Origin of the sequence: Streptomyces sp. B93 (assembly GCF_018070565.1) — a bacterium.
Lineage (GTDB): Bacteria > Actinomycetota > Actinomycetes > Streptomycetales > Streptomycetaceae > Streptomyces.
Genome location: NZ_JAGPXL010000012.1, coordinates 78,757 through 102,690, shown reverse-complemented (window position 1 = coordinate 102,690; position 23,934 = coordinate 78,757). Strand labels below are relative to the sequence as shown.

Here is a 23,934-nt window from a genome sequence, read left to right as displayed (position 1 = left end):
GGGACGGCGGCGGTGCCGGTCGCCGGGCAGACGCGGCGGCCCTCGGCGGCGGCGCGGGCGAGGACGCGGTCGAGGGCCGTGAAGTCATAGGTGTCCGGGCCCGGTTGGGTGAGGGACCAGGTGAAGACGCCGACCGTGAGGGTGTCGATCCCGGCCTCGGTGAACAGGCGGTGGTCCTCGTCCCCCACTTCCTCCGTCCACTGCTCGGGGTCGTAGTCGCCGCCGTAGGGGATCTTGGGAGTGCGGGGGGCCGTCATGCCGTGAAGTTCTCCTCGGTCTCGGCGATCACCGGTCGGCTGCCGTGCAGCAGGGAGAGCAGGAGCGGGGCGGCCAGCAGGGCGGGCAGGGCCTCGGTCAGCAGGGTGGTCGCCGTGGCGGTCAGCACCAGCAGGGACGCGGCGGCGAGGGTGGCGCGGCCGTGCCGGAGCAGGTAGTACGCGGCGAGGCGGGCGGTGTCGCGGGCGCGGAAGGTGAACAGGGAGGTCAGGACGAGGGAGTGGGCGCCCCAGAGCAGGGAGACCAGGCCGGTCAGCGCCAGGAGCGCCGCCCACCAGCCGGGCAGTCCGGTGGCCGGGAAGTGGGTCAGGGTGAAGGCGATCACCGTCAGCCAGGCCAGCAGCGGGGCCCACAGCTTCAGCGCGGGCAGGGCGTTGAGCCGCCAGCCTCGCCGGTAGGCGCGGGCAGGGTGGAGGTCGGTGAGGTCGCGGTCGCGGTGGTGCAGGGCGTAGACGGCGGCGGACAGGGCGGGGCCGAGCGGGAGGAGGCAGAGCGCGGCGAGGGGGAGGTTGGCGGGGTCCGGGCCCAGCAGGAGCAGTCCTGCTGGGCCCGGGGCGGCGGCGAGGAGCAGCAGCGCCTCGACGGTGACGAGGGTGTGGATCAGGGCGGCGGCGCGGGACAGGGGGCCCGCGCCGAAGTCCGTCGTCGTGCTCACGGTGCGGGGTTCCCGCCGAGCAGCCGCCGCTCGTCCCACCAGGGCGGTGTCTCGTCCTCGACGGGGGTCAGCTCGACGAGGGTGACCTCGTGGCGGGCCAGGGTGAGCGTCAGCTCCGCCCGTCCCTCGGTCACGGGGACGCGGGCGTGGGAGCGGGCGGGTTCGGCCGCGTCGTACAGCATGTCCAGCTGGGCGGGCCTGGGTGAGCGGGGGCTGCCCATGTGCCGCCAGGCGGTGTAGGCGTTGCCGCGTTCCTCGTCCACGGAGGAGCGTCGTACGAAGGCCTCCGCCCCGGCGAGGGGGAGGGACAGCCGGAGGGTGTGTCCGTCGGGGCCGGGGGTCTCGCCGGAGGCGTCGACCGGTGCCCAGGCGAGCACGGCGACGCGGCCGTCGCGGTGCCGGGTGACCAGGTGGTCGTCGCCCCGGGCCAGCAGTTCCTCGCCGGAGCGGGCCAGGAAGGCGTACAGGTGGTACGTCGGTTTGCGGACCTGCCGGTGGGTGAGCAGCCCGAAGCCGCCGTGGAAGAGCGCGGTCGGCACGCCCGCCTCCTCGAAGACGTCGCTGAACGTCCAGTAGGAGAAGGAGTCGGCGTGCGCGTGCCCGCCGGTGACGACGGGGGCGAGGTAGGCGGCGTTGAGGGCGGTGTCGTGGATGAGGTTGTCGGGGCAGTAGGAGGAGTTGAACTCGGTGATGTGCACGGGCAGTCCGGCCAGGGAGGTGTCCTCGAGGACGCGGCGCGGCGCGGCGAACTGGTCGAGCAGGTCGCCGGCGGGGGCCAGGGTCTGGTGGCTGCCGAAGGGGACGTGCTGGGCGGGGCCGGAGGCGTAGGCGTGCCGGGAGACGAAGTCGACGGGGGGCTTGCGCCGCTCGGCGAACTCGGCGAACCCGGTCAGCCACTCGTCGGCGCCGGGTGAGATCGCGGGCCCGCCGACCTGGAGTCCGGCGTCGACCTCCTTCACGGTGTGCGCGGTGATCTCGTAGAGCCGGTGGTACGCCGCCTCGTCTGTGTCGAGCCAGAACATGGGGAGGTTGGGTTCGTTCCACACCTCGATGGGCCAGGTGCGGACCTCGTCGACGCCGTAGCGGTCGATGAGGTGGGTGAGGGTGGCGCGGACCAGGGCCGCCCACTCCTTGAAGTCGGCGGGCGGGGTGACGTTGCCGCGCCACCAGAACACCGTGAGGTCGCCGGAGGCCAGGCCGGACGGCATGAACCCGAGTTCGAGGAAGGGGCGGATGCCCGCGTCGAGGAGGGCGTCGATGACCTGGTCGGCGTAGGTGAAGCTGTGGTGGACGTGCCGGGCGCCCTGCCACTCGTAGGGGCGGTGGATGCCCATGCCGTCGCTGAACAGGCCGTGGCCGCGCAGGTACCGGAAGCCGATGTCGCGCTGGAGGAGGCGCAGGGACTCCTGGTAGTCGTGGCGCAGGGCGAGGTCGAGGCGGCCGGTGCCGACGCAGTACCGCCAGGCGTCGGGGAAGGCGCCCTGGGGCTCGGCGGGGACGTGGATCATGCGTGCTCCTTCCGGAACCGCTCGTACGCCGTGTGGTGCAGCTCGATGAAGCGGTCCATGTTCTTGGCCTTCAGTTCGGAGACGTAGTCGTCCCACTCGGACAGCGGGCGCTTGCCGAGGATGAACTGGAGGGTGTTCTGGGTGACGTGGTCCTTGAGCGGGGTGTCCCAGAGGGTGGCCTGTTCCTGCTCGGTGGACTTCAGGGGGTGGGCGGGGTCGACGGGGAGCTGTTCGCGCTGGGCCATGGTGTCCTCGAACTCCTTCTCGTCCGGGCTGAAGGAGGAGGAGACCAGGTCCCAGCTGCCGCCGTAGGTGAAGACGCCGTTGAAGAAGCCGAAGTCCTTCTGGAGGTCCTTCGGGGCGTCCGGGTCGGAGCCCATGAGGCTGATGCCGTCGGCGAGTTCGTAGCGGCCGCCGGAGTGCTGGTAGGTGGTGCCCTCGACGCCCCACTTGCAGAACCGCTGGCCCTCGTCGGAATACCAGAGCCAGTCCACGAACTGCATCAGCGCGACGAAGTCGTCGCCGTCCAGCGCCTTGCTGGAGATCATCACGCCGTTCTCCAGGCGGGAGCCGCCGAGGACCACCGGCCCGGCGGGGCCGAGCGGTACCGGGATCATGTCGATGGTGGCGCCCTCGACCTGCTTGGTGAGGTTGTAGCGGTAGTTCTGCACCAGCTCCTGCGGGTTGGCGCTGATCGAGAAGGACCGTTCCGACAGGAGCTTCTTCACGGCCTCGTCGTCGGTCTGGGTGAAGCTCTCGGGGTCCATCAGCTTCTCGGCGACCAGTCTGCGCAGGTACTCCACGAACTGCCGGTAGGCGTCGGTGGCGCCGGTGAAGACGAACCGCTTCTGCCCCGCGTCCCAGCTGGTGTTGGCGTAGGCCCAGCCCGCCTTGACGCCGTACGCCTGGCCCAGGTAGCGGGTCAGGGCACCGGCGGGGAAGGGGGTGTTGGTGCTCCAGCGGTCGGAGAAGGGGTAGCGGTCGGGGTACTCGGCCTTGACCGCCTTGAAGACGTCGTACACCTCGTCCCAGGTGGTGGGCGCCGCGAGGCCCAGCCGGTCCAGGACGTCGGTGCGCAGGGCGAGGGAGTAGCCGGACTTGACCTTCTCGTGCAGGCCGGGCAGCAGGTAGAACTTGCCGTCGGACTGGCGGATCGAGTCCAGCTCGGGCGCCAGGTTCCACTTCTTGACGGTGTCCTGGAAGTGCGGCATGAGGTGGGTGTAGTCGCTGACCGGGAGGATCGCGCCGGAGGAGACGAAGGCGACCTCGGACGGGTGGTACGTCTTGGGGATCAGCAGGGGCGCGTCGCCCGCGCCGATGAGGAGGCTGCGCTTCTTCTCGTAGTCGCTGAGGGGGACGTTGACGGGCTTGAGGGTGATGCCGGTGCGGCGGGTGAGTTCCTTCCAGAACAGCCAGCCGTCCTTCATGGGGTAGGTCGGGTTGTCGTTGTGCAGCACGGAGAACGACAGCGGCCTGGCGGCCTTGAAGCGGTCGCCGACGCGGTAGTTCTTCATCGCGCCGTGTCGTTTCCTGGTGAGGTCCTTGGGGTCGCCGCCGTCGTCGCCGCTGCCGCAGCCGGTGAGGGCGGCGAGCGAGGCGAAGCCCGCGGCGGCGAGTATCTGGCGGCGGGACAGCTGTCCGGAGTTCATCGGGGCTCCCTGAGGTGGAGTCGTGGGGGGACGTCTCAGCCCTTGACCGCGCCGAGCATCACGCCCGAGACGAAGTAGCGCTGGATGAACGGGTACACGCACAGGATCGGGAGCGCGGTGAGCACGATCGTCACCGCCTGGATGTTCGCGGCGACCTGGGTGAGCTGTTCCGTGGTGGCTCCGGCGTTGCCGCCGCCGGTGGCGCCCGCGATCAGGTTGCGCAGGTAGACGGTGACCGGCATCAGCTCGGAGCGGTCCATGTAGAGGAAGGCGCCGAACCAGGAGTTCCAGAAGGACACCGAGTAGAACAGCACCATCGTCGCGACGACCGCCTTCGACAGCGGCAGCACGATCCGCAGCAGGATGCCGTACGTGCTCAGCCCGTCGATCTGGGCGGCCTCCTCCAGCTCGGTCGGCAGGTTCTCGAAGAAGGCCTTCATGACGAGGAGGTTGAAGACGCTGATGGCGTTGGGGACGGCCAGCGCCCAGATGGTGTTCTTCATGCCGAGGCTGGTGATCAGCACGTAGTTCGGGATCAGGCCGCCGGTGAAGAACATGGTGAACACGGCGATGCCGACCAGCAGTCCGCGTCCCTTGATGTGCTTCTTGGACAGGACGTAGGCGTAACAGGTCGTCAGCACCATGGCGACGGCGGTGGACACGACGGTGTAGAGCACGGTGTTGCCGTAGTTCCGCCAGAACATGGCGTCCTGGAAGACGATCTCGTACGTGGTGAGGTTGAACCCCTTGGGCCACAGGGTCACCTCGCCGGAGCGGATCTGGCGTTCCCCGCTGAAGGACCGGGCGACGATGTTGACGAAGGGGTAGAGGGTGACCAGCACGACCAGGCTGAGGATGACGCCGTTGACGCCCTGGAAGACCCGGTAGGAGCGGCTCGGTCTCACCACAGGCTCGTCCCCACCGTGCGCCGGGAGAGCTGGTTGGCGGAGGTGATCAGCACCAGGCCGATGACCGCCTCGAAGAGGCCGATGGCGGCGGCGTAGCTGAAGCTGTTGGACTCCAGGCCGGTGCGGTAGAGGTACGTCGAGATGACGTCGGCGGTCGGGTAGGTGAGGGGGTTGTAGAGCAGCAGGACCTTCTCGAAGCCGACGGCCATGAAGGTGCCGATGTTGAGGATCAGCAGCGTGATCATGGTGGGCCTGATGCCGGGCAGGGTGACGTGCCAGATCTGCCGCCAGCGGTTGGCGCCGTCGATGCGGGCGGCCTCGTAGAGGTCCTCGTCGATGGTGGTGAGCGCGGCGAGGTAGAGGATGGTGCCCCAGCCCGCGGTCTGCCAGATCTCCGAGCCGACGTAGATGGTGCGGAACCACTCGGGTTCCTGGATGAAGCGGACCGGGTCATGGCCGAACCAGCCGAGGACGTGGTTGACGGGGCCGTCGGTGGCGAGCATCTGGATGGTGATGCCCGCGACGATCACGATCGACAGGAAGTGCGGGAGGTACGACACCGACTGCACGAAGCGCTTCAGGGAGCGGCGGCGCACCTCGTTGAGGAGCAGGGCGAGCACGATCGGGATCGGGAAGCAGAACAGCAGCGTGAGCCCGCCGAGCCACAGGGTGTTCCGGAAGACCTGCCAGAACGTGGGGTCGGTGAGGAACATCTCGACATAGCGCAGCCCCACCCACTCCTCGCCGAAGATCGATCCGCCCGGTTCGAAGCGGCGGAAGGCGATCACGTTGCCGATCATCGGCAGATAGCGGAAGACCAGGAAGAACAGCAGCGGCAGGACGGCCAGCGAGTACAGCTGCCAGTCCCGGCGCAGCGCCCGGCGCCAGCTGGTGCGCGTGCTCATGCATGAGCCTCCCGGAGGGCGGGGCACCGAAACCGCTTGCCGTGGCGAAAGTTTCGGATGTGTCCCGGTAACTTTGCGGCAAAGTTAGGGGCCTGTTTTATGGGTGTCAATGGGTGTGACAGCCTGCACCCGGAGTGGGTTATGGCCTTGCAGAAGCCCGGCAACGCGAAACATTCAGAGATAGATCCGCAACGATCGGACGAGTGAACAGGAGGTCCCGTGCCCGCCTTCGACCTGCCGCTGGAGGAGTTGGAGCGCTACCGCCCGACCGTCGACGAGCCCCCCGACTTCGACGCCTTCTGGCAGCACACCCTGAAGGAGGCGGGGGCCGCCGAACCCGTGGTCTCGGCCCGCCCCGTCCCTACCGGGCTCCGGCTCACCCGCACCTGGGACGTGACCTTCCGCGGCTTCGCGGGCGACCCGGTGCGCGCCTGGTTCAGCCTCCCCGCCGACGCGCGCGAACCCCTCCCGGCCGTCGTCGAGTACGCCGGGTACGGCCGCGGCCGGGGTCTCCCCCACGAGCGGCTGACCTGGGTGAACGCCGGGTACGCCCATCTGCTCATGGACAACCGGGGCCAGGGCGACCAGTACGGCAGCGGCGGCGGCACCCCCGACCCGCACGCCGCCGCGCCGGGCGGTCCGGGCCCGGCCGTACGGGGCCTGCTCGCGCCGCACGACCACCACTACCGCCGCCTCGTCACGGACGCCGTCCGGGCGGTCGCCGCGGTGCGCGCCCTGCCCGGCGTGGACCCCGGCCGGGTGGTGGCGGTCGGCAACAGCCAGGGCGGCGGGCTGGCGCTCGCCGTGGCGGGGCTGGTGCCCGGCCTCACGGCGGCCCTGGTCACGGCCCCGCTGTTGTGCGGCATCCGGCGCGCGCTGGACCTCGCCGACGCGGGTCCCTACGGCGAGATCGCCGCGTACCTCGCCGTCCACCGCGGCGCCGAGGGGCCCGCCCACCGCACCCTCGCCTATCTGGAGGGCGTCTCCTTCGCCCGCCGCGCCCAGGCACCGGCGCACTTCGGCGTGGGCCTGCGGGACACGGTGTGCCCGCCGAGCGGGGCCTACGGCGCCTTCAACCGGTACGCGGAACTGACCGGCACCGATCCACGCCGGGAGATCCACGCCTACCCCTACAACGGCCACGAGGGCGGGGACGCCGTGCACGTTCGGCGGCAACTGGACTGGCTGGCGGGGGTGTTGGCCGAGTGAGCGGTCCGAGGCGGGGTGGGAGCGGAGAGGCGCGGCGGGTTCCGGTCCACAGCGCTTGGGAGCGCTCCCACCCCGGTGGAGTGGAAGGTAGCGCCGAGCGGGCCGGATGTAAACACGTACGGCGAGGGCCGCACCCCCGGGCGAACCGGGGATGCGGCCCTCGACTTCCGTGCCGTACCGCCTACTTGCGGATCAGGTTGCGCAGCACGTACTGCATGATGCCGCCGTTGCGGTAGTAGTCGGCCTCGCCGGGGGTGTCGATGCGGACGACCGCGTCGAACTCGACACCCGTGTCGGTGGTGACCTTGACCGTGCGCGGGGTGGTGCCGTCGTTCAGCTCGGTCACGCCGGTGATGGAGAAGGTCTCCTCGCCGGTCAGGCCGAGGGAGGAGGCCGAGGCGCCCTCCGGGAACTGGAGCGGCAGCACGCCCATGCCGATGAGGTTGGAGCGGTGGATGCGCTCGTAGGACTCGGCGATGACGGCCTTGACGCCGAGGAGGGCCGTGCCCTTGGCCGCCCAGTCGCGGGACGAGCCGGAGCCGTACTCCTTGCCCGCGAGCACGACGAGCGGGATGCCCTGCTCGATGTAGTTGCGGGAGGCGTCGTAGATGAAGCTGACCGGGCCGCCGTCCTGGGTGAAGTCGCGGGTGTAGCCGCCCTCGGTGCCCGGCGCGATCTGGTTGCGCAGGCGGATGTTGGCGAACGTGCCGCGGATCATGACCTCGTGGTTACCGCGGCGGGACCCGTACGAGTTGAAGTCGCGGCGCTCGACGCCGTGCTCGGTGAGGTACTTGCCCGCGGGGGTGTCGGCCTTGATGGCACCGGCCGGGGAGATGTGGTCGGTGGTGACCGAGTCGCCGAGCTTGGCGAGCACGCGGGCGCCGGTGATGTCCTCGACCGGGGCGGGCTTCATCTGCATGCCCTCGAAGTACGGGGGCTTGCGGACGTACGTCGACTCAGCGTCCCACTCGAAGGTGTTGCCGGTCGGGATGGACAGCGCCTGCCACTGGGCGTCACCGGCGAAGACGTCGGAGTAGGACTTGGAGAACATGTCCTCGCCGATGGCGTTCGCCACGACGTCGTTGACCTCGGCCTCGGAGGGCCAGATGTCCTTCAGGAAGACCGGGTTGCCGTCCTGGTCGGTGCCGAGGGCGTCCTTGGTGATGTCCACCTTCATGGAGCCCGCGATGGCGTACGCGACGACCAGCGGCGGGGACGCCAGGTAGTTCATCTTGACGTCGGGGTTGATACGGCCCTCGAAGTTCCGGTTGCCGGAGAGCACCGAGGTGACGGCGAGGTCGTGGTCGTTGACGGCCTTGGAGACCTCCTCCGGCAGCGGGCCGGAGTTGCCGATGCAGGTGGTGCAGCCGTAGCCGACGAGGTTGAAGCCGACCTTGTCCAGGTACGGGGTGAGGCCCGCCTTGTCGAAGTAGTCGGTGACGACCTTGGAGCCGGGCGCGAGGGTGGTCTTCACCCACGGCTTGCGGGTGAGGCCCTTCTCCACCGCCTTCTTGGCCACCAGCGCGGCGGCGACCATGACGTACGGGTTGGAGGTGTTGGTGCAGGAGGTGATGGCCGCGACGGTGACGGCGCCGTGGTCGATCTCGTACGACGACCCGTCGGGGGCGGTCACGGTGACCGGGTTGGACGGCGTGCCGTTCGGGGCGACGGCCGGGGCGTCGGAGGCCGGGAAGGACTCGACACCGGCCTCGTCGACGGCGTCGACGTAGTTGCGGACGTCCAGCTTGAACTGCTCGGCGGCGTTCGCGAGGACGATGCGGTCCTGCGGGCGCTTGGGACCGGCGATCGACGGCACGACCGTCGACAGGTCCAGCTCCAGCTTCTCGGAGAAGTCCGGCTCGGCCTTCGGGTCGAGCCAGAGGCCCTGCTCCTTGGCGTACGCCTCGACGAGCGCGACCTGCTGCTCCGAACGGCCGGTCAGGCGCATGTAGTTCAGCGTCTCGTCGTCGATCGGGAAGATCGCGGCGGTGGAGCCGAACTCCGGCGACATGTTGCCGATGGTGGCGCGGTTGGCGAGCGAGGTGGCGGCCACGCCCTCGCCGTAGAACTCGACGAACTTGCCGACGACACCGTGCTTGCGCAGCATCTCGGTGATGGTGAGCACCAGGTCGGTGGCGGTGGTGCCGGGCTGGAGTTCGCCGGTGAGCTTGAAGCCGACGACGCGCGGGATGAGCATGGAGACCGGCTGGCCGAGCATCGCGGCCTCGGCCTCGATGCCGCCGACGCCCCAGCCGAGGACGCCGAGGCCGTTGACCATGGTGGTGTGGGAGTCGGTACCGACCAGGGTGTCCGGGTAGGCCTTGCCGTCGCGGACCATGACGACGCGGGCGAGGTGCTCGATGTTCACCTGGTGGACGATGCCGGTGCCCGGCGGGACGACCTTGAAGTCGTCGAACGCGGTCTGGCCCCAGCGCAGGAACTGGTAGCGCTCCTTGTTGCGGCCGTACTCCAGGTCGACGTTCTGCTTGAAGGCGTCGTTGGTGCCGAACTTGTCGGCGATGACCGAGTGGTCGATGACCATCTCGGCCGGGGAGAGCGGGTTGATCTTGTTCGGGTCGCCGCCCAGCTCCTTCACGGCCTCGCGCATGGTGGCGAGGTCCACGACACAGGGCACACCGGTGAAGTCCTGCATGATCACGCGGGCCGGCGTGAACTGGATCTCCTGGGCGGGCTGGGCCTGGGAGTCCCAGCCGCCGAGCGCGCGGATGTGGTCGGCGGTGATGTTCGCGCCGTCCTCGGTGCGCAGCAGGTTCTCCAGCAGGACCTTCAGGCTGTAGGGGAGCCGGGCCGAGCCCTCCACCTTGTCCAGGCGGAAGATCTCGTACGACTCGTCGCCCACCTTCAGCGTGCTGCGGGCGTCGAAGCTGTTCGCCGACACGACAGTCTCCTTCATTTATGTGCGCGTACCACCGCAATCCTGCCGCCACGCCGTCTTGGCCGATCCGCTAAGGTAAGGCTAAGTTAGGTAACCCTTACCGAGGTGGCGGCTGCGGTGCGCCTCGGCAGATATCTCGATGTCGAGATAACTCTAGTACATGCGGGCTGGATGGTCATGCCCGGAGTCCCGTGTACCCGGTGTCGGCCGGTGCGGTGACTCGTGGGCGGCACGAAAAACTCGTGGCTCGCACGAAGAAAGGGCCCGGCGACCGCTTGCCGCGGTCGCCGGGCCCTGGGGGTCGGATCAGCCGGTGACGCCCTTCTCCGACAGCAACTCGGCCGTTCCGGCGGGGGTTCCGGCGGCCGCCAGTTCGTCTCCGGCCACCTCCACCCCGTACCGCTTGGCGAGGATGACACTCAGCTCGATCAGGACCAGGGAGTCCAGGTCGAGGCTCTCGAACCGCGTGTCGACGCCCGTGTCGGCGGGGACGTCGAAGTGCGTCTTGAGGAGGTCGAGCACGGCTTCCGGGTCGAGGGTGACTCGCCCTGTCATGGCGTTTCCTTTCGCAGAGCTGTGGTCATGCGGGAGTGGTCCCCGGCCAGGTCAGTGCGGCGGAGCCCCAGGTCAGACCGGCGCCGAAGGAGGTCAGCAGCAGCCGGTCACCGAGCTGGAAGCGGCCCTGGGCGGCGGCGTCGGCCAGGGCCAGCGGGATGGAGGCGGCCGAGGTGTTGCCCACCTGCTCCAGATGGGTGACGACGCGCGCCGGGTCCACGCCCAGCTGCCGGGCCAGTGCTTGCAGGATGCGCAGGTTCGCCTGGTGGCCCACCACGTGGTCGACCTGGTCGAGGTCCCAGCCCACCCGGTCGAGCACGGCCGACGACGACTGGGCCATCCGGCGGACGGCGTGCGGGAAGACCTCCCTGCCGTTCATCCGCACGTACTGGTCCCCGGGCTCCGGCGGGCGGTCGGTGGAACGCGACCGGGAACCGTTGCCCGGGATGACGACCAGATCGTGGAGCGTGCCGTCCGAGCCCAGGTCGAAACCCAGCACCGCACCGGCCTCGTCGGCGGTGCCTCGGCGCAGCACCACCGCTCCGGCGCCGTCGCCGAAGATCACCGCCGTACTGCGGTCGGTGGGGTCGAGGAACGGGCGGAACGTCTCCGCGCCGATGACGAGCACGCGTTCGGCGTGCCCGGCCACCAGGGCGGCGGACGCGGTGGCGAGCGCGTACACGAAGCCCGAGCAGCCCGCCCCGAGGTCCAGGGCGGCGACCGTGCCGAGGCCGAGGCGGGCCGCCACGTCCGGCGCGGTCGCCGGGACCTGCCGGTCGGGGGTGCTGGTGGCCACGACCACCAGCCCGATCTCGCCGGGCGCGTCGGCCGCCGCCGACTTCAGCGCCCGGTGTCCGGCCTCGACGGCGAGGTCGCTGGTGGCCACGCCGGGATCGGACCAGTGGCGCTGCCGGATGCCGGTCCGCTGGACGATCCACTCGTCGCTGGTGTCCAGGCTCCGGGTGAGTTCCTCGTTGGTGACGACCCGCCGGGGAACGTGGGTGCCGAGCCCGGCGAGGACGGCGGCGGGTGCGCTCATCATCCCTCACCTCCCCGGCCCGCGTGGTGCACGGGCTCGTTGAGGAGGTGCGCCACGGCGACCCGGGTCCGTACGCCGTGCAGGGCGCCGACCACCTCGGCCGACCGCCAGGTCCCGGCCGCGGTGGGCAGCCGCCGGGCCCGCTCGAGACGGGCCGTCACCTCGCCGTCGTACGGCGGCGGGGTGCCTTCGTCGAGCGTGAGGGTCGCCCGCCGCATCCAGAGGTTGTTGCTGTCGGCGCGGTCGACGCCGTCCAGCGTGTAGAGCATGACCTGCCCCAGCTGCATGACCGCGACCAGGGTGTCGATCATGGTGGCCGGCGCGTCGTCCTGGGCGACCCCCGCCCCGTCCGGGACCAGCGCCACCCGGGCCGACGCCTGACGGTCGTCCTCGCCGTCGCCCGTGACGCGCACATCGGTGAGCAGTTGGCGGCGCGCGGCGTGCGGGACGCCGTAGGGCCGGTCGATCCACGGGCCGGGCAACTCCTCCTCCAGGTAGTACGTCCCTTCGCCGCCGACCGGCCGGCGGCCGGGGCTGTGCCGGGCGCGCACCCGGGCCGACAGCGAGCCGACCCGGCAGTCCAGTGTGGTCGACCACTCCTCACCGGCCGTCTCGGCGGCGACGAGCCGGCCGCTCACCGGCATCTTCGCCAGGCCCTCCTCGTCCGGGCTGGAACCGGCCTTCATGTCGATCGACCGCACCTCGAACCGGGCGTCCGGGGCGAGGCCGTAGGCGTGCGCCGCGTACAGACCGGTGAGCCGGGCGGCGAAGAGCATCACGTCGATGGAGCTGAGATGGGGTTTCTGGTGCTGGTCGCCCTTGCGGGACCAGAGGCCCGGAATGGCGACATGGGCCGTGGCCTCGATGGCCCCGGCATCGTCGGGTCCCGGGGTTGCCGTGAGGTCGGTCAGCGAGTGTTCGACGCGTTTGAACCCCTCGCCGAGGAATCTGCTGTCTCGTGGTCCTAAGAAGTCGTCGATGGACGCGAGTTCCAGGGAAGGCACAGGTGCTCCTGTTCCCGCCGAAGAACCGCCGCCACGTTCAACGGCGGGAGCGGTCGGCTCGCTCGCCGCTGACTGCGGTGAAGGCTTCGGCGATGGCGTAGCTGTCCTCGTACATGTGGTAACGGACTATCTGTCCGTCCTCTACCGAGAAGTGCAGTGCGTAGGCGTTGGTGAAGGTCTTGCCGGTGGCCAGCACGCCGAAGGCGGACTCGGCCATGACCACCGCGTGCGGCCCGTCGACGAGGCGGGCGTGGAGGGTGAAGCTCTGCGGTGCGGTCAGCACCTTCGGGAAGACCCCGAAGAACTCGGAGATCTCCTGCCTGGTGGACCGGGCACCCGTCCAGGGCACCTGCGGGCTCCCCGACACCCGGAAGTCGACGCGCTCGGCGAACAGGTCGAGCAGACCGGGCAGGTCCCCGGCGCCGAACCTCTCGAAGAACGCGTCCACGACCGCCGCGGTGGTCTGCTGCTGTGCTGTCGTCATGTCACATCACTCCGCTCTCGACGGCTCGGCCGCCAGGGCCGCGCGGCCCGCCAGGTGGATCGCCGTCAACTGCGCGACGCGCTCGCCGAGGTGTTCGGCGGTGGCGATGTCCGCCTTGTGCATGACGTCCGGGGGCAGGTCACCGGGGAGGGTGGCGGCGGCGCCGTTGAAGTAGCCGAGGCGGTTGAGGTCGTTCTCGCTCTCGTGGCTGAGGTGCCAGCCCGGGAGCAGGCCGAGGCTGACCCAGATCATCCCGTGCTGGGCTCCCAGGGTCGCGAAGTAGCCGAGGGTGGAGTCCTTGTCGCCCGCCTTGCAGGCGCCGATGGTGAACCCCGACCCGAGCTTGTCCTTCCATGCCTGCCGGGCCCAGCGCTTGTTGGTCGACTCGGCGAAGGTGTGGAACTTCCCCGACGCCGATCCCATGTACGTGGGGGCGCCGAAGACGATCGCGTCGGCGTTGTCGAGGGCCTCCCACTTGGCGTCGTCCATGGTGTCGACGGTCACCATGGTCACTTCGGCGCCCGCGGCCAGCGCTCCGGCCCGGACGGACTGCGCCAGCACCTCCGTGTGTCCCCTGCCCGAGTGGTAGGCGATGACGATCACGGGTGGCTTTTCCATCTGCTGTTCTCCTTCGACCGGAAGGCGGTTTCGGATGACTTGCGGCGATTTCAGAAGACTTCAGGCATGTGAGGCTTCAGGCATATGAGGCTTGAGACATGCGGGGCTTCAGACACGTGAGGCTTCACGCACCGGCCGGGACCCGCTCGTGCTCCATGCGGAAGTCCTGGCGGCCGTACTCCTGCCGGGCCCGCTCGATGGCCTCGGCCGTGCTCATGACGGGCGTGAGGCCGAAGATCTCGACGATGGCCTCCAGCCGCTCCGCCACGGTGCCGCCGACCACGTGGTAGGGGATCTCCAGCTCGTCCAGCGTGGCGAGCAGCATCCCGTCGATGGTGGTGCGGAACTCGTCGTTCATCGGACGGTGGCCGTCCGCGGCGATCGGCAGTTCGTGGCGCAGATGGACGTAGGCGTCGTAAGTGGCCTTGACGTGCTGCTTGAAGGCCTGTCCGTACTGTTCGACGACCTTGCCGAAGAAGACCATCTCCTCCGGCGTGGTCCTCGCCAGGCCGTTGCCGCCGCCGGCGGTGGCGTTGGGGTTCATGCCGTAACGGAGGCGGGCGGCGCCGTAGAGCCATTCCTGGAGGGAGGACCCGTCGGAGATGAAGTGGTCCCCGAGCAGGGCCTCCTGGACCGCGCGGCCGGTGTGGCGGCGCATGGTGAGCTGGAGGAACTGCGCGGGCGTCACGTCCGCGAGCTTCACGCCCGGCAGGGCCTCCGGCATGATCTCCCGGATCGTACGGGCGAGCGAACGCGGTACGCCGGTGTAGTGCGACAGCGCCATCACTGTCGAGGTCTTGCCTGATGAGTAGGTTCCGGACACGGCTATCTTCATGGGTTCTCCAGTTCCGGACAGCGCCCTGCCGGGCGCGGGGCGCCGCCGCGCGGGGCGAAGATCGCGAGGAGGGGTGACTGCCTGCCGCGCCGGGCACCGGAAGGGGGCCCGGCCGCGGACCCGATCGTTCTCCAGTTCGAGCACCGGGGGTTGCGAACTCGGCTTCGGCTTCCACGAAACGGGCCGAAAAAGGCAGTCGCTCCCATTCACTGCCATACGACTGTTTTCGGGCAGGGGGAGCGTTCAGACAGCGTGACACGGACGACAACTTCACGCCAAGAGCCGCCAGGCGTGACGCGGGTCACATCAACTACCGCTGGACACAGGGAAGTTGGCATCCGGGCGACAGCACCCGCCGAGCCGGGGTACCCGCGGGACGGGAAAGCCCAGGTGACGCTGACAGCACGTCACCCGAACGGCCCCCTCGACAGGCGCCATCTCATATCTGAGATAACCTCGACCTCATGGCAGACGACTACCTCGTACGCATCGGCAGGCTCATCCGTGACGCCCGGCAACACCGGGGCTGGACGCAGTCCCAACTCGCGGAGGCGCTCGGAACCAGCCAGAGCGCGGTGAACCGCATCGAGCGCGGCAACCAGAACATCAGCCTTGAGATGATCGCCCGCATCGGTGAGGCCCTCGACAGTGAGATCGTCTCTCTGGGCTACGCGGGCCCGATGCATCTGCGGGTCGTCGGCGGCCGTCGCCTCTCCGGCGCCATCGACGTCAAGACGAGCAAGAACGCGTGCGTGGCGCTGCTGTGCGCCTCACTGCTCAACCGGGGGCGCACGGTGCTGCGCCGGGTGGCGCGCATCGAGGAGGTGTACCGCCTGCTGGAGGTGCTCGGCTCCATCGGCGTCCGCACCCGCTGGATCAACGAGGGCGTCGACCTGGAGCTGATCCCCCCGGCCGAGTTCGACCTGGACTCCATCGACGCCGACGCGGCGGTGCGCACCCGCTCGATCATCATGTTCCTGGGCCCGCTGCTGCACCGCATGGACCGCTTCAAGCTGCCCTACGCCGGTGGCTGCGACCTCGGCACCCGCACCATCGAGCCGCACATGATCGCGCTGCGGCGGTTCGGCCTCGACATCGCCGCGACGGAGGGCCAGTACCACGCGGTCGTCGACCGCACCGTCCGCCCGGACCGCCCGATCGTGCTGACCGAGCGCGGCGACACGGTGACGGAGAACGCGCTGCTGGCCGCCGCCCGGCACGACGGCGTCACCGTCATCCGCAACGCCTCCTCCAACTACATGGTCCAGGACCTGTGCTTCTTCCTGGAGGCGCTGGGCGTGCGGGTCGAGGGCATCGGTACGACCACGCTCACCGTCCACGGTATCCCGAACATCGACGTGGACGTGGACTACTCCCCCTCCGAGGACCCGGTCGAGGCGATGAGCCTGGTCGCCGCGGCGGTCGTCACCGAGTCCGAACTGACGGTCCGCCGCGTCCCCATCGAGTTCCTGGAGATCGAGCTGGCGGTCCTGGAGGAGATGGGCCTCGACCACGACCGCACCCCCGAGTACGTCGCCGACAACGGCCGCACCCGCCTGGTCGACCTCACGGTCCGCCCCTCCAAGCTGGAGGCGCCGATCGACAAGATCCACCCGATGCCGTTCCCCGGCCTGAACATCGACAACGTCCCCTTCTTCGCGGCCATCGCGGCGGTCGCCCAGGGCAAGACCCTCATCCACGACTGGGTCTACGACAACCGCGCCATCTACCTGACCGACCTCAACCGCCTCGGCGGCCGCCTCCAACTCCTCGACCCCCACCGCGTCCTGGTGGAGGGCCCCACGCGCTGGCGCGCCGCCGAAATGATGTGCCCCCCGGCCCTGCGCCCCGCGGTCGTCGTCCTGCTGGCGATGATGGCGGCGGAGGGTACGTCGGTCCTCCGCAACGTGTACGTCATCAACCGGGGGTACGAGGACCTGGCGGAGCGGCTGAACTCGATCGGGGCGCAGATCGAGATCTTCCGGGACATTTGATGTGACGATGCCGCCGCATCCCGCCTGACTTGCTACTTAGCGGGTCAGGGAGGGGTGCGGCGGCATCTCTGGGACCTTGGGCCTGCGGCGAGCTTCGGAAGTGGAAGTACTTCCGCAGCGTGAACCCGGGGTCGGAGTGCCCCATCCAGCTGCCAGGGAGACGATCGATTCGTCAGAGCGCCGTCGGAACTGCCCTCGTCCAGCGGGGCGATCACGGCCCGCCGTGGCCAGAGCGGGCTTCCGCACGCACGAGTTGAAATAGTTTCGGTTGATCGCCTTCCGCTCGCGTCCCGTCATCGGGAGACCGTAAGAGGGCACCTGATCTGTATTCATGCCATAGCGGCGGTCAAATCCGTTTCGATTCGCCACGTCGGTGTGGATTCTCCTGTGAGTTCGCGGGACGTTTTGTCGGCCGTCGCCCAGTGGATCATTCGCCTGGGAGCGCTCCGGGAGGGCTTCGCAGTCCCGTGCCAGGCGGCGGTGCCGCATCAGCCAGCCGAAGGTCCGCTCGATCACCCACCGTTTCGGCAACGGTTCGATCGCGTTGACGATCTCCCGCAAGTCGTACACCCGAGCCGCCACTGCGGTACGCACGACGAGCACTCACACCCCGCCCAACGACCGCCAGCACCGGCAGTCACAACAACATCCCTGACTACCAACGACATAGATCAGATGCCCCTAAGGGGTGGATCGTCAGGCCCTGAATAACGCCGTCCACTTCCGCGACAGTTGAGCCGACGACCTGACCTCTAGGAGTGAACCCATGTCACGCACACCCATCGACATCACCATCCCCGACCTGTCGGGAAAACTCGCCGTCGTAACCGGCGCCAGCGACGGCATGGGTCTGCGGATAGCCGCACGCCTCGCGCAGGCAGGTGCAGAAGTGATCATGCCCGTACGCAACCTGCGCAAGGGGGAGACCGCGATCAATGCGATCCGGGATTCCGTTCCCGCCGCGAAGGTCTCACTACGAAACCTCGACCTGTCGTCGCTCACGTCCGTTGCTGCACTCGGTGACTCGTTGCGCGAAGAGGGGCGACCCATTCACCTCCTGATCAACAACGCGGGCGTCATGACCCCACCGGACCGACAGACCACAGCCGACGGGTTCGAGCTGCAGTTCGGCACGAACCACCTGGGTCACTTTGCCCTCGTTGCGCATTTGATGCCGCTGCTGCGGGCCGGCCGCGCGCGCGTTACCTCGCAAGTGAGCATCGCCGCCAATCAGGGCTCCATCAACTGGGACGACCTGAACTGGGAACGCAGCTACGTCGGGCCTCGCGCCTACAGCCAGTCGAAGATCGCATTCGGTCTGTTCGGTCTGGAGCTCGACCGACGCAGCCACGCGGGCGGATGGGGTATCACCAGCAACCTCTCACAACCGGGACTCGCTCCGACGAACCTGCTCGCGGCGCGCCCCGAACTGGGCCGCGACAAGGAGGTGTCAGGCCGAAGGATGATCCGCCTCCTGTCCGGGAAGGGCATCCTGGTCGGGACGGTCGAAACGGCAAAGCTGCCCGCACTCATGGCCGCCACGGACCCCAACGCCAAGCCCGGCGGTCTCTACGGTCCACAATGGCCTGGACGCCTCGGGGGGCCTCCCGCCGAGCAGAAGCTCTACTCGCGACTGCGCAGCACGGACGAAGCCGCACGCGTCTGGGAAGTCTCCGAGCAGCTGACGAAGACGACTATCGGTGCCGTCTGAGAGGGACCGGGACCCCGTCACCCTCGTCGGCGTGTGAGCGCAGCGACCAGAACCCTCCCGGTGGCTGTCCGCCGCTCTTCCCTTCACATGGGCGACGACCCGGACGAGTCGGTCCGGGTCATCCACGAAGCACTGAACGCGGGGGTCAACCAGGCAGGGCTCACCGGATCGTCCCGCCCGGAACCGGCGTCGGACCTCTCGACCAGGCGTACGTGCCGCCGTCGATCGAGCGAACCGAACTGCGCCGCTGCCCCGTCGGCGAGCGGCTGATCACGTGAGACCGGTACGCCACCAGCTGCCAGCCGAGCCCGGAGCAAGGATGACGGCGCAGAAGTCAACCATCCGCCATTGCCGTTGCCGTTGCCGCGGCCATTGCAGTCCGAGCACATCATGACGAAAGGAGCCACCGACATGGCCGATACCAGCGAGACGGACCTGCCAGACAATTGGGGCCGATGGGGAGCGGACGACGAACTCGGCACGCTCAACCTGATTACCGACGAGGTCCGCGCCAGGGCCGCCGCGGAGGCGCGGACCGGCCAGTGGGTGTCGTTGGCACAGCCGATCACCCCGAGCGCGATGTTCTTCAGCCCGTTCTCGCCCGAGACGGTCGACGCATCGCCGGTGCAGCAGATGGTGTCCCACACCGGTGGACCCGTGGCAGCCGATCTGTCGGTGGTCTACAACCACCACTGGAAGTCGACGCACCTCGACGCGCTCGCACACTGGTCGACCGACGGCCAGGTCTATCCGGGCCGACCGAGGGAGCAGGTCGTCACCCCCGTCGGGATTACGCACGCATCGACGGCAGCTTTCGCCGCCGGGGTAGTGACACGTGGGGTCCTGCTCGATCTGGCAGTCGAAGGACCCCTTCCGCCCGCCTACGCGGTGACGTCGGATGACTTCGAACAGGCCGAGAAGCGGCAGGGAACCCGGGTGAGCTCCGGGGACGCACTGGTAGTCCGACTCGGCTGGACGGGACGCGCGCCTCACGACACACCGAGCCCGGGAATCAGCATGGACGCGGTGCGGTGGATGCACCGCCGAGGCGTTGCCATCGTCGCCCCGGACACGGGTGACGCTCATCCTCCCCTGAACCCGGCCGAGCCCTCCCCGCTGCACGCGGTAGCGCTCGGCCGGATGGCGATGCCTCTGATCGACGTGCCCCAATTGGATGACCTCGCGGCGCTGTGCGCGCGGCTGAACCGCTACAGCTTCCTGCTCACCGTCGCCCCGCCCCGCATCCACGGCCTGACCGGCGTACCAGTCAACCCCGTCGCGATGTTCTGACCGAACGATCATCAGCGCCCGGCCTCCCTGGGTAAAGAGGCTCACGCCCTTCCACTACCAGCCAGCACGCGCCGCTACCAGCCAGCACGCGCCGCGAACCGCGGCATCGGGCCGGGTGAGGCTGGTGCGCCCAGCAAGGTGCTGGATCACCACCAAGCGAGGAACCATGTCAGACACTGACCTGCGCGCCTTCTACACGCGCTACATCGAGACCCTCAATGCTCACGACTTCGCCGGCGTTCGTGAGTTCCTCAGCGACGACCTCACGTACTTCGGCGACACGGTTACGGCTGATCTGATCGTCTCGGCGCTGACCGATCTTGGAAACACTGTCCCGGACCTGCACTGGGAGATTCAGGAGCTTTCCGTAGATGGCGACCACCTGGCCGCGCGCCTGCTGAATACCGGCACGCCCGCCAAGGAGTGGCTGGGTGTGGCGCCCTCCGGAGCTTCCTTCGTCATCGTTGAGTTCGCCGTCTACCACGTCCGTGACGGCCGGTTCGTGCACATGACGAACGTGCACGACGCGGAGGCCTTGCGTCGGCAGCTGGCTTCGTGAGACAGGACCGCCATGAAGAAGACGGCGGTCCCGCTCCGTAGCAGCAGCCGTTGAAGGCCAGGCGGGAGTGGCCGGCGTCGGTCGGTGGCGGCCGATCCGCGATCTTGGACAGCGTGTGCAACGCCTGGCTCCGGGCCCGGGCGCCCTCCTAGCGGACCTCCCCGAGAAGGACAAATCCGGCTCGATCGCGCACCGCTCGACGGGCGTGCCGACGAATCGCGGGTCCGGCGCCGTGCCGACTGCCGGCGCCGTCCGCAAGCGGACCGGCCAGGAGGCGTCCGGGCGCCGCCCGCCACCCCGGCCAGTCGTCCGACGTGGTCGCCTCCGGGCCGCACGCAGGTCGACGGAACCCAGGGGAGCGCTCCCGTCGACGGCCACCGGCCACACCGCTACAGCAGTTTGTCGAGGGTGATGGGGAGCTTGCGTATCCGGATGCCGGTGGCGTTGAAGACGGCGTTGCCGACGGCGGCGGCCGAGCCTACGGTGCCGACTTCCCCGAGGCCGCGGGCGCCGAGGCTTCGGGTCCCGACCTCCCCGCCGTCCTCGCCGAGCGGCCCGGTGAGGTGCGGGTCGGGCCGGTCGAGGAGGTGCACGTCGATGTCGGGGATGTCGGCGTTCACGGGAACCAGGTAGTCGGCGAGCGTGCTGGCGGCCAGCCGCCCCGTGTCGCGTTCGAGGTGGTTCTCCTCCAGCAGGGCGCCCGAGATGCCGAAGATGACACCGCCGACGATCTGGCTCCGGGCGGCCCGGGCGTTGATGGTGCGCCCGGCATCCACGACGGTGGTGAACCGGGTGACGCGGATCTCGCGGGTGAACCGGTTGACCCGCACCTCGCAGAAGTGGGCGCCGAAGGTGTGGAACGTGTACCCGGAGGGATCGCCGACGGGCTCGGAGGCGGTGGCGTCCACGCTCCGCGACCCAAGGGCCTTGAGCAGCTCGCCAAAGGTCATCGAGCGATCGTTCCCGTGCAGTCGGCCCTGCTCGTAGCGTAGGTCCGCGGCATTCGCCCCGTGCCACGGTGAGCCGGAATGGGTCACCGCGAGCTGCTTGAGCGCGTCGATCGTGTCGCGGGCGGCCGCCACGACCGCCGGGACGGTGCTGTGCGTGGCGCCGGAGCCCACGGCGGGTGCGCCCGGGGGCAGCGCCGAGTCACCGATCTCTGGGGTCACTCGCTCAAGCGGGAGCCCCAGGGCGTCGGCGCCGGTGACCGCCACCATCGTCCACGCGCCCGTGCCCAGGTCCGAGGTCCCGGTCGACACCACCGCGGTGTCATCGTCGAACAGCCGGATCCTGACGCTCGCGGCCTGGCGGGCCGCCGGGTACGCCGCGCTGGACATTCCGGTGCCGAACAGCCACTCCCCGTCGACGCGCGAGCGGGGCATGGCGCTGCGGGCCGACCAGCCGAAGCGTCGTGCGCCGTCGCGGTAGCACTCGTCGAGGTGCTTGCTCGACCACGGCCGGCCCGTGGAGGGGCTGACGGTGGCGTAGTTGCGCAGTCGCAACTCGACGGGGTCGACACCGGTGGCGACGGCCAGCTCGTCCATCGCGGTCTCCAGGGCGAACGCCCCGGGGGCCTCGTTGGGCGCCCGCATCGCCCAGCTGCTCGGCATGTCGAGGATGACCTGCTGCGGGTTGATGCGCAGGTTGGGCGTGTTGTAGAGCGTGTCCGAGGTGGAGTGGCCCGGGATCATGTTCCAGCCACCAGCGGCCGGCCTCTCGGCGACGCTCTCGTGGCTGATGGCCTTGAGGACTCCGTTGCGAGAGGCACCGAGCCTGACCGTCTGGGTGAGGTGCGGGCGGTGGCCGACCAGGGTGAACATCTGCTCCCTGGTGAGGGCGAGCTTGACGGGACGGCCAAGCTCCCGGGCCGCCGCAGCGGCGAGCGGGGCCTCGCTCCACACGATGACCCGGGCCCCGAAACCGCCGCCGACGTACCTCCCGATCAGCCGGACCTGCTGTGGGAGGACGCCGAGCCGCTGGGCCAGCAGGATCGTGAACGGCGTCGGCATCTGCGCGCCGGCGTGGACGGTCACCCGGTCGCCGTCCCACTCGGCGAGGACGGTGTGGGGTTCCATCGCGACGTGGTGCTGGACCGGCTGCTCGAACTCGGCCTCCACTACGACCTCGCTGGCGGCGAGCGCCTCGTCAATCGACTCGACGCCGGGGGCGAGGATCGTGACGCTGCTCGGCTCCCCGCTGGACGCGGGGCCGGACGGTTCACGGGGTCCGTCCGCGAGGGAGGCACGCGGTGGCTGCGCGTCGTAGGTGACGGTGATCAGCGCCGCGGCGTCGCGCGCCTGCTCGACACTCTCGGCAACGACCACGGCGATGATCTGGCCGTGGTAACGAACGGTCGTGTCCTGCAAGGGGATGTAGTTCTCGCCGAAGAAACTGAACTCGGGTGCGAGCGGGTACAGCCTCAGGCGTCTGTCGCCCGCGACGTACACGCGCAGGACTCCGGGAGCGGCCAGCGCGGCGACGGTGTCGATGGAGCGGATCGTGCCCTTCGCGACCGTGCTGGTGACGACGTGGGCGTGGGACATGTTGGTGGCCGAGTAGTCGCCGGAGTAGCGTGCGGCTCCGGTGACCTTCAATCGGCCGTCCACGCGGGCGACTTCACGCCCGACTGGAGAGACGGTCATCCTGACTCCTGACTGCTGGGAACGGCGCCCGCCAGCGGGACGCCGGGGCGGTGGATGGGCACGCCGGTGCGCAGGGCGGCCCCGGTGCCGCCGTGCCGGTGGGCGACGATCTCGGCCGCGATCGACAGCGCGGTCTCCTGGGGGGTGCGAGCGCCGAGGTCGAGCCCGATCGGCGAACGCAACCGGTCGAGTTCGTGGCCGGTGAGACCGGCCTCGCGCAGCCGCGTAAGACGCTCCTCGTGGGTGCGGCGGGACCCCATGGCCCCCACATACGCAACCGGCATGCGCAGCGCTGCGGTCAGGAGCGGGAGGTCGAACTTGGGGTCGTGGGTGAGCACGCACACGACGGTGCGCTGGTCGAGCAGCCCGGCCTCGGCCTGGGACCCGAGATATCGGTGCGGCCATTCAACGACGACCTCCGCGTCCGGGAACCGTTCCGGGGTGGCGAACGTGGCCCTGGCGTCGCAGACAGTCACCCGGTAACCGAGGAAGGAGCCGAGCCGGGCCAGCGCGGCGGCGTGGTCGATGGCGCCGAAGACCAGCATCCGGGGCGGTGGGGAGCGGGTCTCCACCAGCAGGGTCATGGGCTCCCGGCAGTAGCTGTCGGCCACCCCGAGCTCGAGCGTGCCGGTCCGCCCGGCGTGCAGGGCGCCGGTGGTCTGTGCCTCGGCGACCTGGTCGAGCAGTTCGTCCCCGAGCGTTCCCGCGACAGGTCGCCCGGGCCGCACGGCGATCGTCCGGCCGAGGTGGGTCCGCGGGCCGCGCACGATCGTGGCCACGGCCACCGCCCGGCCGCTCGCGGCATCGGCCAGAGCCGGTTCGAGCCATGGTTCGGTGGTGGGGTCGTGGTGGCGCAGGAGCAGCTCGATGGTGCCACCGCAGGTCAGACCCACGTCGAGCGCGTCGGCGTCGCTGTATCCGAACCGCAGGGCCCGGGGTTGGTGGTCCCCGGCCAGCATCTCCCGACACGCGTCGTGGACCGCGGCGTCGACGCACCCGCCCGACACGTTGCCCAGCACAGTGCCGTCCGCGTTCACGACCAGGGTCGAGCCGGGCTGCCGCGGAGCGCTGCCGGCCACGCTGGTGACGGTGGCGGCCACGAACGGGGTCTCACAGCGGACACGTTCGACCAGGTCGGCGGCGATCTCAAGCATGGCCGCCGCCAGACCGGGAACCGCCTGCCCCGACGGTGTCAGG

At 69.6% G+C, this 23,934-nt stretch carries 19 protein-coding genes and 2 pseudogenes; 5 read left to right on the top strand and 16 right to left on the bottom strand.

Annotation, left to right across the window (positions count from 1 at the left end; translation table 11 throughout):
• Positions 1 to 11: 11 nt before the first annotated feature.
• The 6 genes and pseudogenes from KBY47_RS37370 to KBY47_RS14610 all read right to left on the bottom strand — a co-directional run.
• A pseudogene (locus KBY47_RS37370) lies at positions 12 to 257 on the bottom strand (beta-galactosidase); the annotation flags it as partial.
• A complete protein-coding gene (locus tag KBY47_RS14630; protein WP_210921525.1) occupies positions 254 to 931 on the bottom strand; it encodes a hypothetical protein in 678 nt (225 codons plus the stop codon). The gene KBY47_RS14630 and the pseudogene KBY47_RS37370, both read right to left, overlap by 4 nt.
• The gene (locus KBY47_RS14625; RefSeq protein WP_210921524.1) at positions 928 to 2,439 is read right to left on the bottom strand and encodes a xylan 1,4-beta-xylosidase; all 1,512 of its coding nucleotides are present in this window, start codon (positions 2,437 to 2,439) and stop codon (positions 928 to 930) included. Before KBY47_RS14625 ends, KBY47_RS14630 begins: the two co-directional genes overlap by 4 nt.
• Positions 2,436 to 4,088: an extracellular solute-binding protein gene (locus KBY47_RS14620; protein ID WP_210921523.1), complete on the bottom strand. Its 1,653-nt coding sequence runs from the start codon at positions 4,086 to 4,088 to the stop codon at positions 2,436 to 2,438. The genes KBY47_RS14625 and KBY47_RS14620 overlap by 4 nt, the downstream gene beginning before the upstream one ends.
• Before the next feature lie 35 nt (positions 4,089 to 4,123).
• Positions 4,124 to 4,996 (bottom strand): carbohydrate ABC transporter permease, encoded by an 873-nt coding sequence (locus tag KBY47_RS14615; RefSeq protein WP_210921522.1) that lies wholly within the window; start codon positions 4,994 to 4,996, stop codon positions 4,124 to 4,126.
• Entirely contained in the window at positions 4,990 to 5,901 is a 912-nt protein-coding gene (locus KBY47_RS14610; RefSeq protein WP_210921521.1) for a sugar ABC transporter permease, read from the bottom strand. The genes KBY47_RS14615 and KBY47_RS14610 overlap by 7 nt, the downstream gene beginning before the upstream one ends.
• A 219-nt stretch (positions 5,902 to 6,120) precedes the next feature.
• Here KBY47_RS14610 and KBY47_RS14605 point away from each other — a divergent pair, with 219 nt between their 5' ends.
• Positions 6,121 to 7,110: an acetylxylan esterase gene (locus KBY47_RS14605; protein ID WP_210921520.1), complete on the top strand. Its 990-nt coding sequence runs from the start codon at positions 6,121 to 6,123 to the stop codon at positions 7,108 to 7,110.
• Positions 7,111 to 7,291: 181 nt separating this feature from the next.
• On the opposite strand, the gene acnA is transcribed toward KBY47_RS14605, so the two are convergent.
• The 7 genes from acnA to KBY47_RS14570 form a co-directional block, all read right to left on the bottom strand.
• Entirely contained in the window at positions 7,292 to 10,009 is a 2,718-nt protein-coding gene (gene acnA, locus KBY47_RS14600; RefSeq protein ID WP_308405157.1) for an aconitate hydratase AcnA, read from the bottom strand.
• 303 nt (positions 10,010 to 10,312) lie between these two features.
• Positions 10,313 to 10,561, bottom strand: coding sequence for an acyl carrier protein (locus tag KBY47_RS14595; protein WP_210921518.1), 249 nt, complete (start codon positions 10,559 to 10,561; stop codon positions 10,313 to 10,315).
• Positions 10,562 to 10,586: 25 nt separating this feature from the next.
• On the bottom strand, positions 10,587 to 11,600 hold the full coding sequence (locus KBY47_RS14590; protein ID WP_210921517.1) for a beta-ketoacyl-ACP synthase III: 1,014 nt from the start codon (positions 11,598 to 11,600) through the stop codon (positions 10,587 to 10,589).
• Positions 11,600 to 12,604 carry an AvrD family protein gene (locus tag KBY47_RS14585; protein ID WP_210921516.1) on the bottom strand — a complete coding sequence of 335 codons (1,005 nt, stop codon included), beginning with the start codon at positions 12,602 to 12,604 and terminating at the stop codon, positions 11,600 to 11,602. Before KBY47_RS14585 ends, KBY47_RS14590 begins: the two co-directional genes overlap by 1 nt.
• A gap of 37 nt (positions 12,605 to 12,641) precedes the next feature.
• On the bottom strand, positions 12,642 to 13,088 hold the full coding sequence (locus KBY47_RS14580; RefSeq protein ID WP_210921515.1) for a nuclear transport factor 2 family protein: 447 nt from the start codon (positions 13,086 to 13,088) through the stop codon (positions 12,642 to 12,644).
• 6 nt (positions 13,089 to 13,094) lie between these two features.
• A complete protein-coding gene (locus KBY47_RS14575; RefSeq protein WP_210921514.1) occupies positions 13,095 to 13,706 on the bottom strand; it encodes a flavodoxin family protein in 612 nt (203 codons plus the stop codon).
• A 124-nt stretch (positions 13,707 to 13,830) separates the two neighbouring features.
• The gene (locus KBY47_RS14570) at positions 13,831 to 14,541 is read right to left on the bottom strand and encodes an AAA family ATPase (protein WP_210921513.1); all 711 of its coding nucleotides are present in this window, start codon (positions 14,539 to 14,541) and stop codon (positions 13,831 to 13,833) included.
• A 464-nt stretch (positions 14,542 to 15,005) separates the two neighbouring features.
• On the opposite strand from KBY47_RS14570, the gene KBY47_RS14565 reads away from it, so the two are divergent.
• Positions 15,006 to 16,535 carry a UDP-N-acetylglucosamine 1-carboxyvinyltransferase gene (locus KBY47_RS14565; protein ID WP_210921512.1) on the top strand — a complete coding sequence of 510 codons (1,530 nt, stop codon included), beginning with the start codon at positions 15,006 to 15,008 and terminating at the stop codon, positions 16,533 to 16,535.
• A gap of 329 nt (positions 16,536 to 16,864) precedes the next feature.
• Here KBY47_RS14565 and KBY47_RS14560 read toward each other — a convergent pair.
• Positions 16,865 to 17,066: pseudogene (locus tag KBY47_RS14560) on the bottom strand (transposase); the annotation flags it as partial.
• Between the two features lie 235 nt (positions 17,067 to 17,301).
• Here KBY47_RS14560 and KBY47_RS14555 point away from each other — a divergent pair.
• The 3 genes from KBY47_RS14555 (at position 17,302) to KBY47_RS14545 (ending at position 20,095) form a co-directional block, all read left to right on the top strand.
• Complete coding sequence (locus KBY47_RS14555; protein ID WP_210921511.1) at positions 17,302 to 18,246, top strand: SDR family oxidoreductase; 945 nt, start codon at positions 17,302 to 17,304, stop codon at positions 18,244 to 18,246.
• 411 nt (positions 18,247 to 18,657) lie between these two features.
• The gene (locus KBY47_RS14550) at positions 18,658 to 19,536 is read left to right on the top strand and encodes a cyclase family protein (RefSeq protein WP_210921510.1); all 879 of its coding nucleotides are present in this window, start codon (positions 18,658 to 18,660) and stop codon (positions 19,534 to 19,536) included.
• Between the two features lie 166 nt (positions 19,537 to 19,702).
• The gene (locus KBY47_RS14545) at positions 19,703 to 20,095 is read left to right on the top strand and encodes an ester cyclase (protein WP_210921509.1); all 393 of its coding nucleotides are present in this window, start codon (positions 19,703 to 19,705) and stop codon (positions 20,093 to 20,095) included.
• Positions 20,096 to 20,484: 389 nt separating this feature from the next.
• Here the strand turns inward: KBY47_RS14545 and KBY47_RS14540 are convergent, their stop codons facing one another.
• A complete protein-coding gene (locus KBY47_RS14540; protein WP_210921508.1) occupies positions 20,485 to 22,737 on the bottom strand; it encodes a xanthine dehydrogenase family protein molybdopterin-binding subunit in 2,253 nt (750 codons plus the stop codon).
• A complete protein-coding gene (locus KBY47_RS14535) occupies positions 22,734 to 23,891 on the bottom strand; it encodes an XdhC/CoxI family protein (protein WP_210921507.1) in 1,158 nt (385 codons plus the stop codon). The genes KBY47_RS14540 and KBY47_RS14535 overlap by 4 nt, the downstream gene beginning before the upstream one ends.
• Between the last annotated feature and the right edge of the window lie 43 nt (positions 23,892 to 23,934).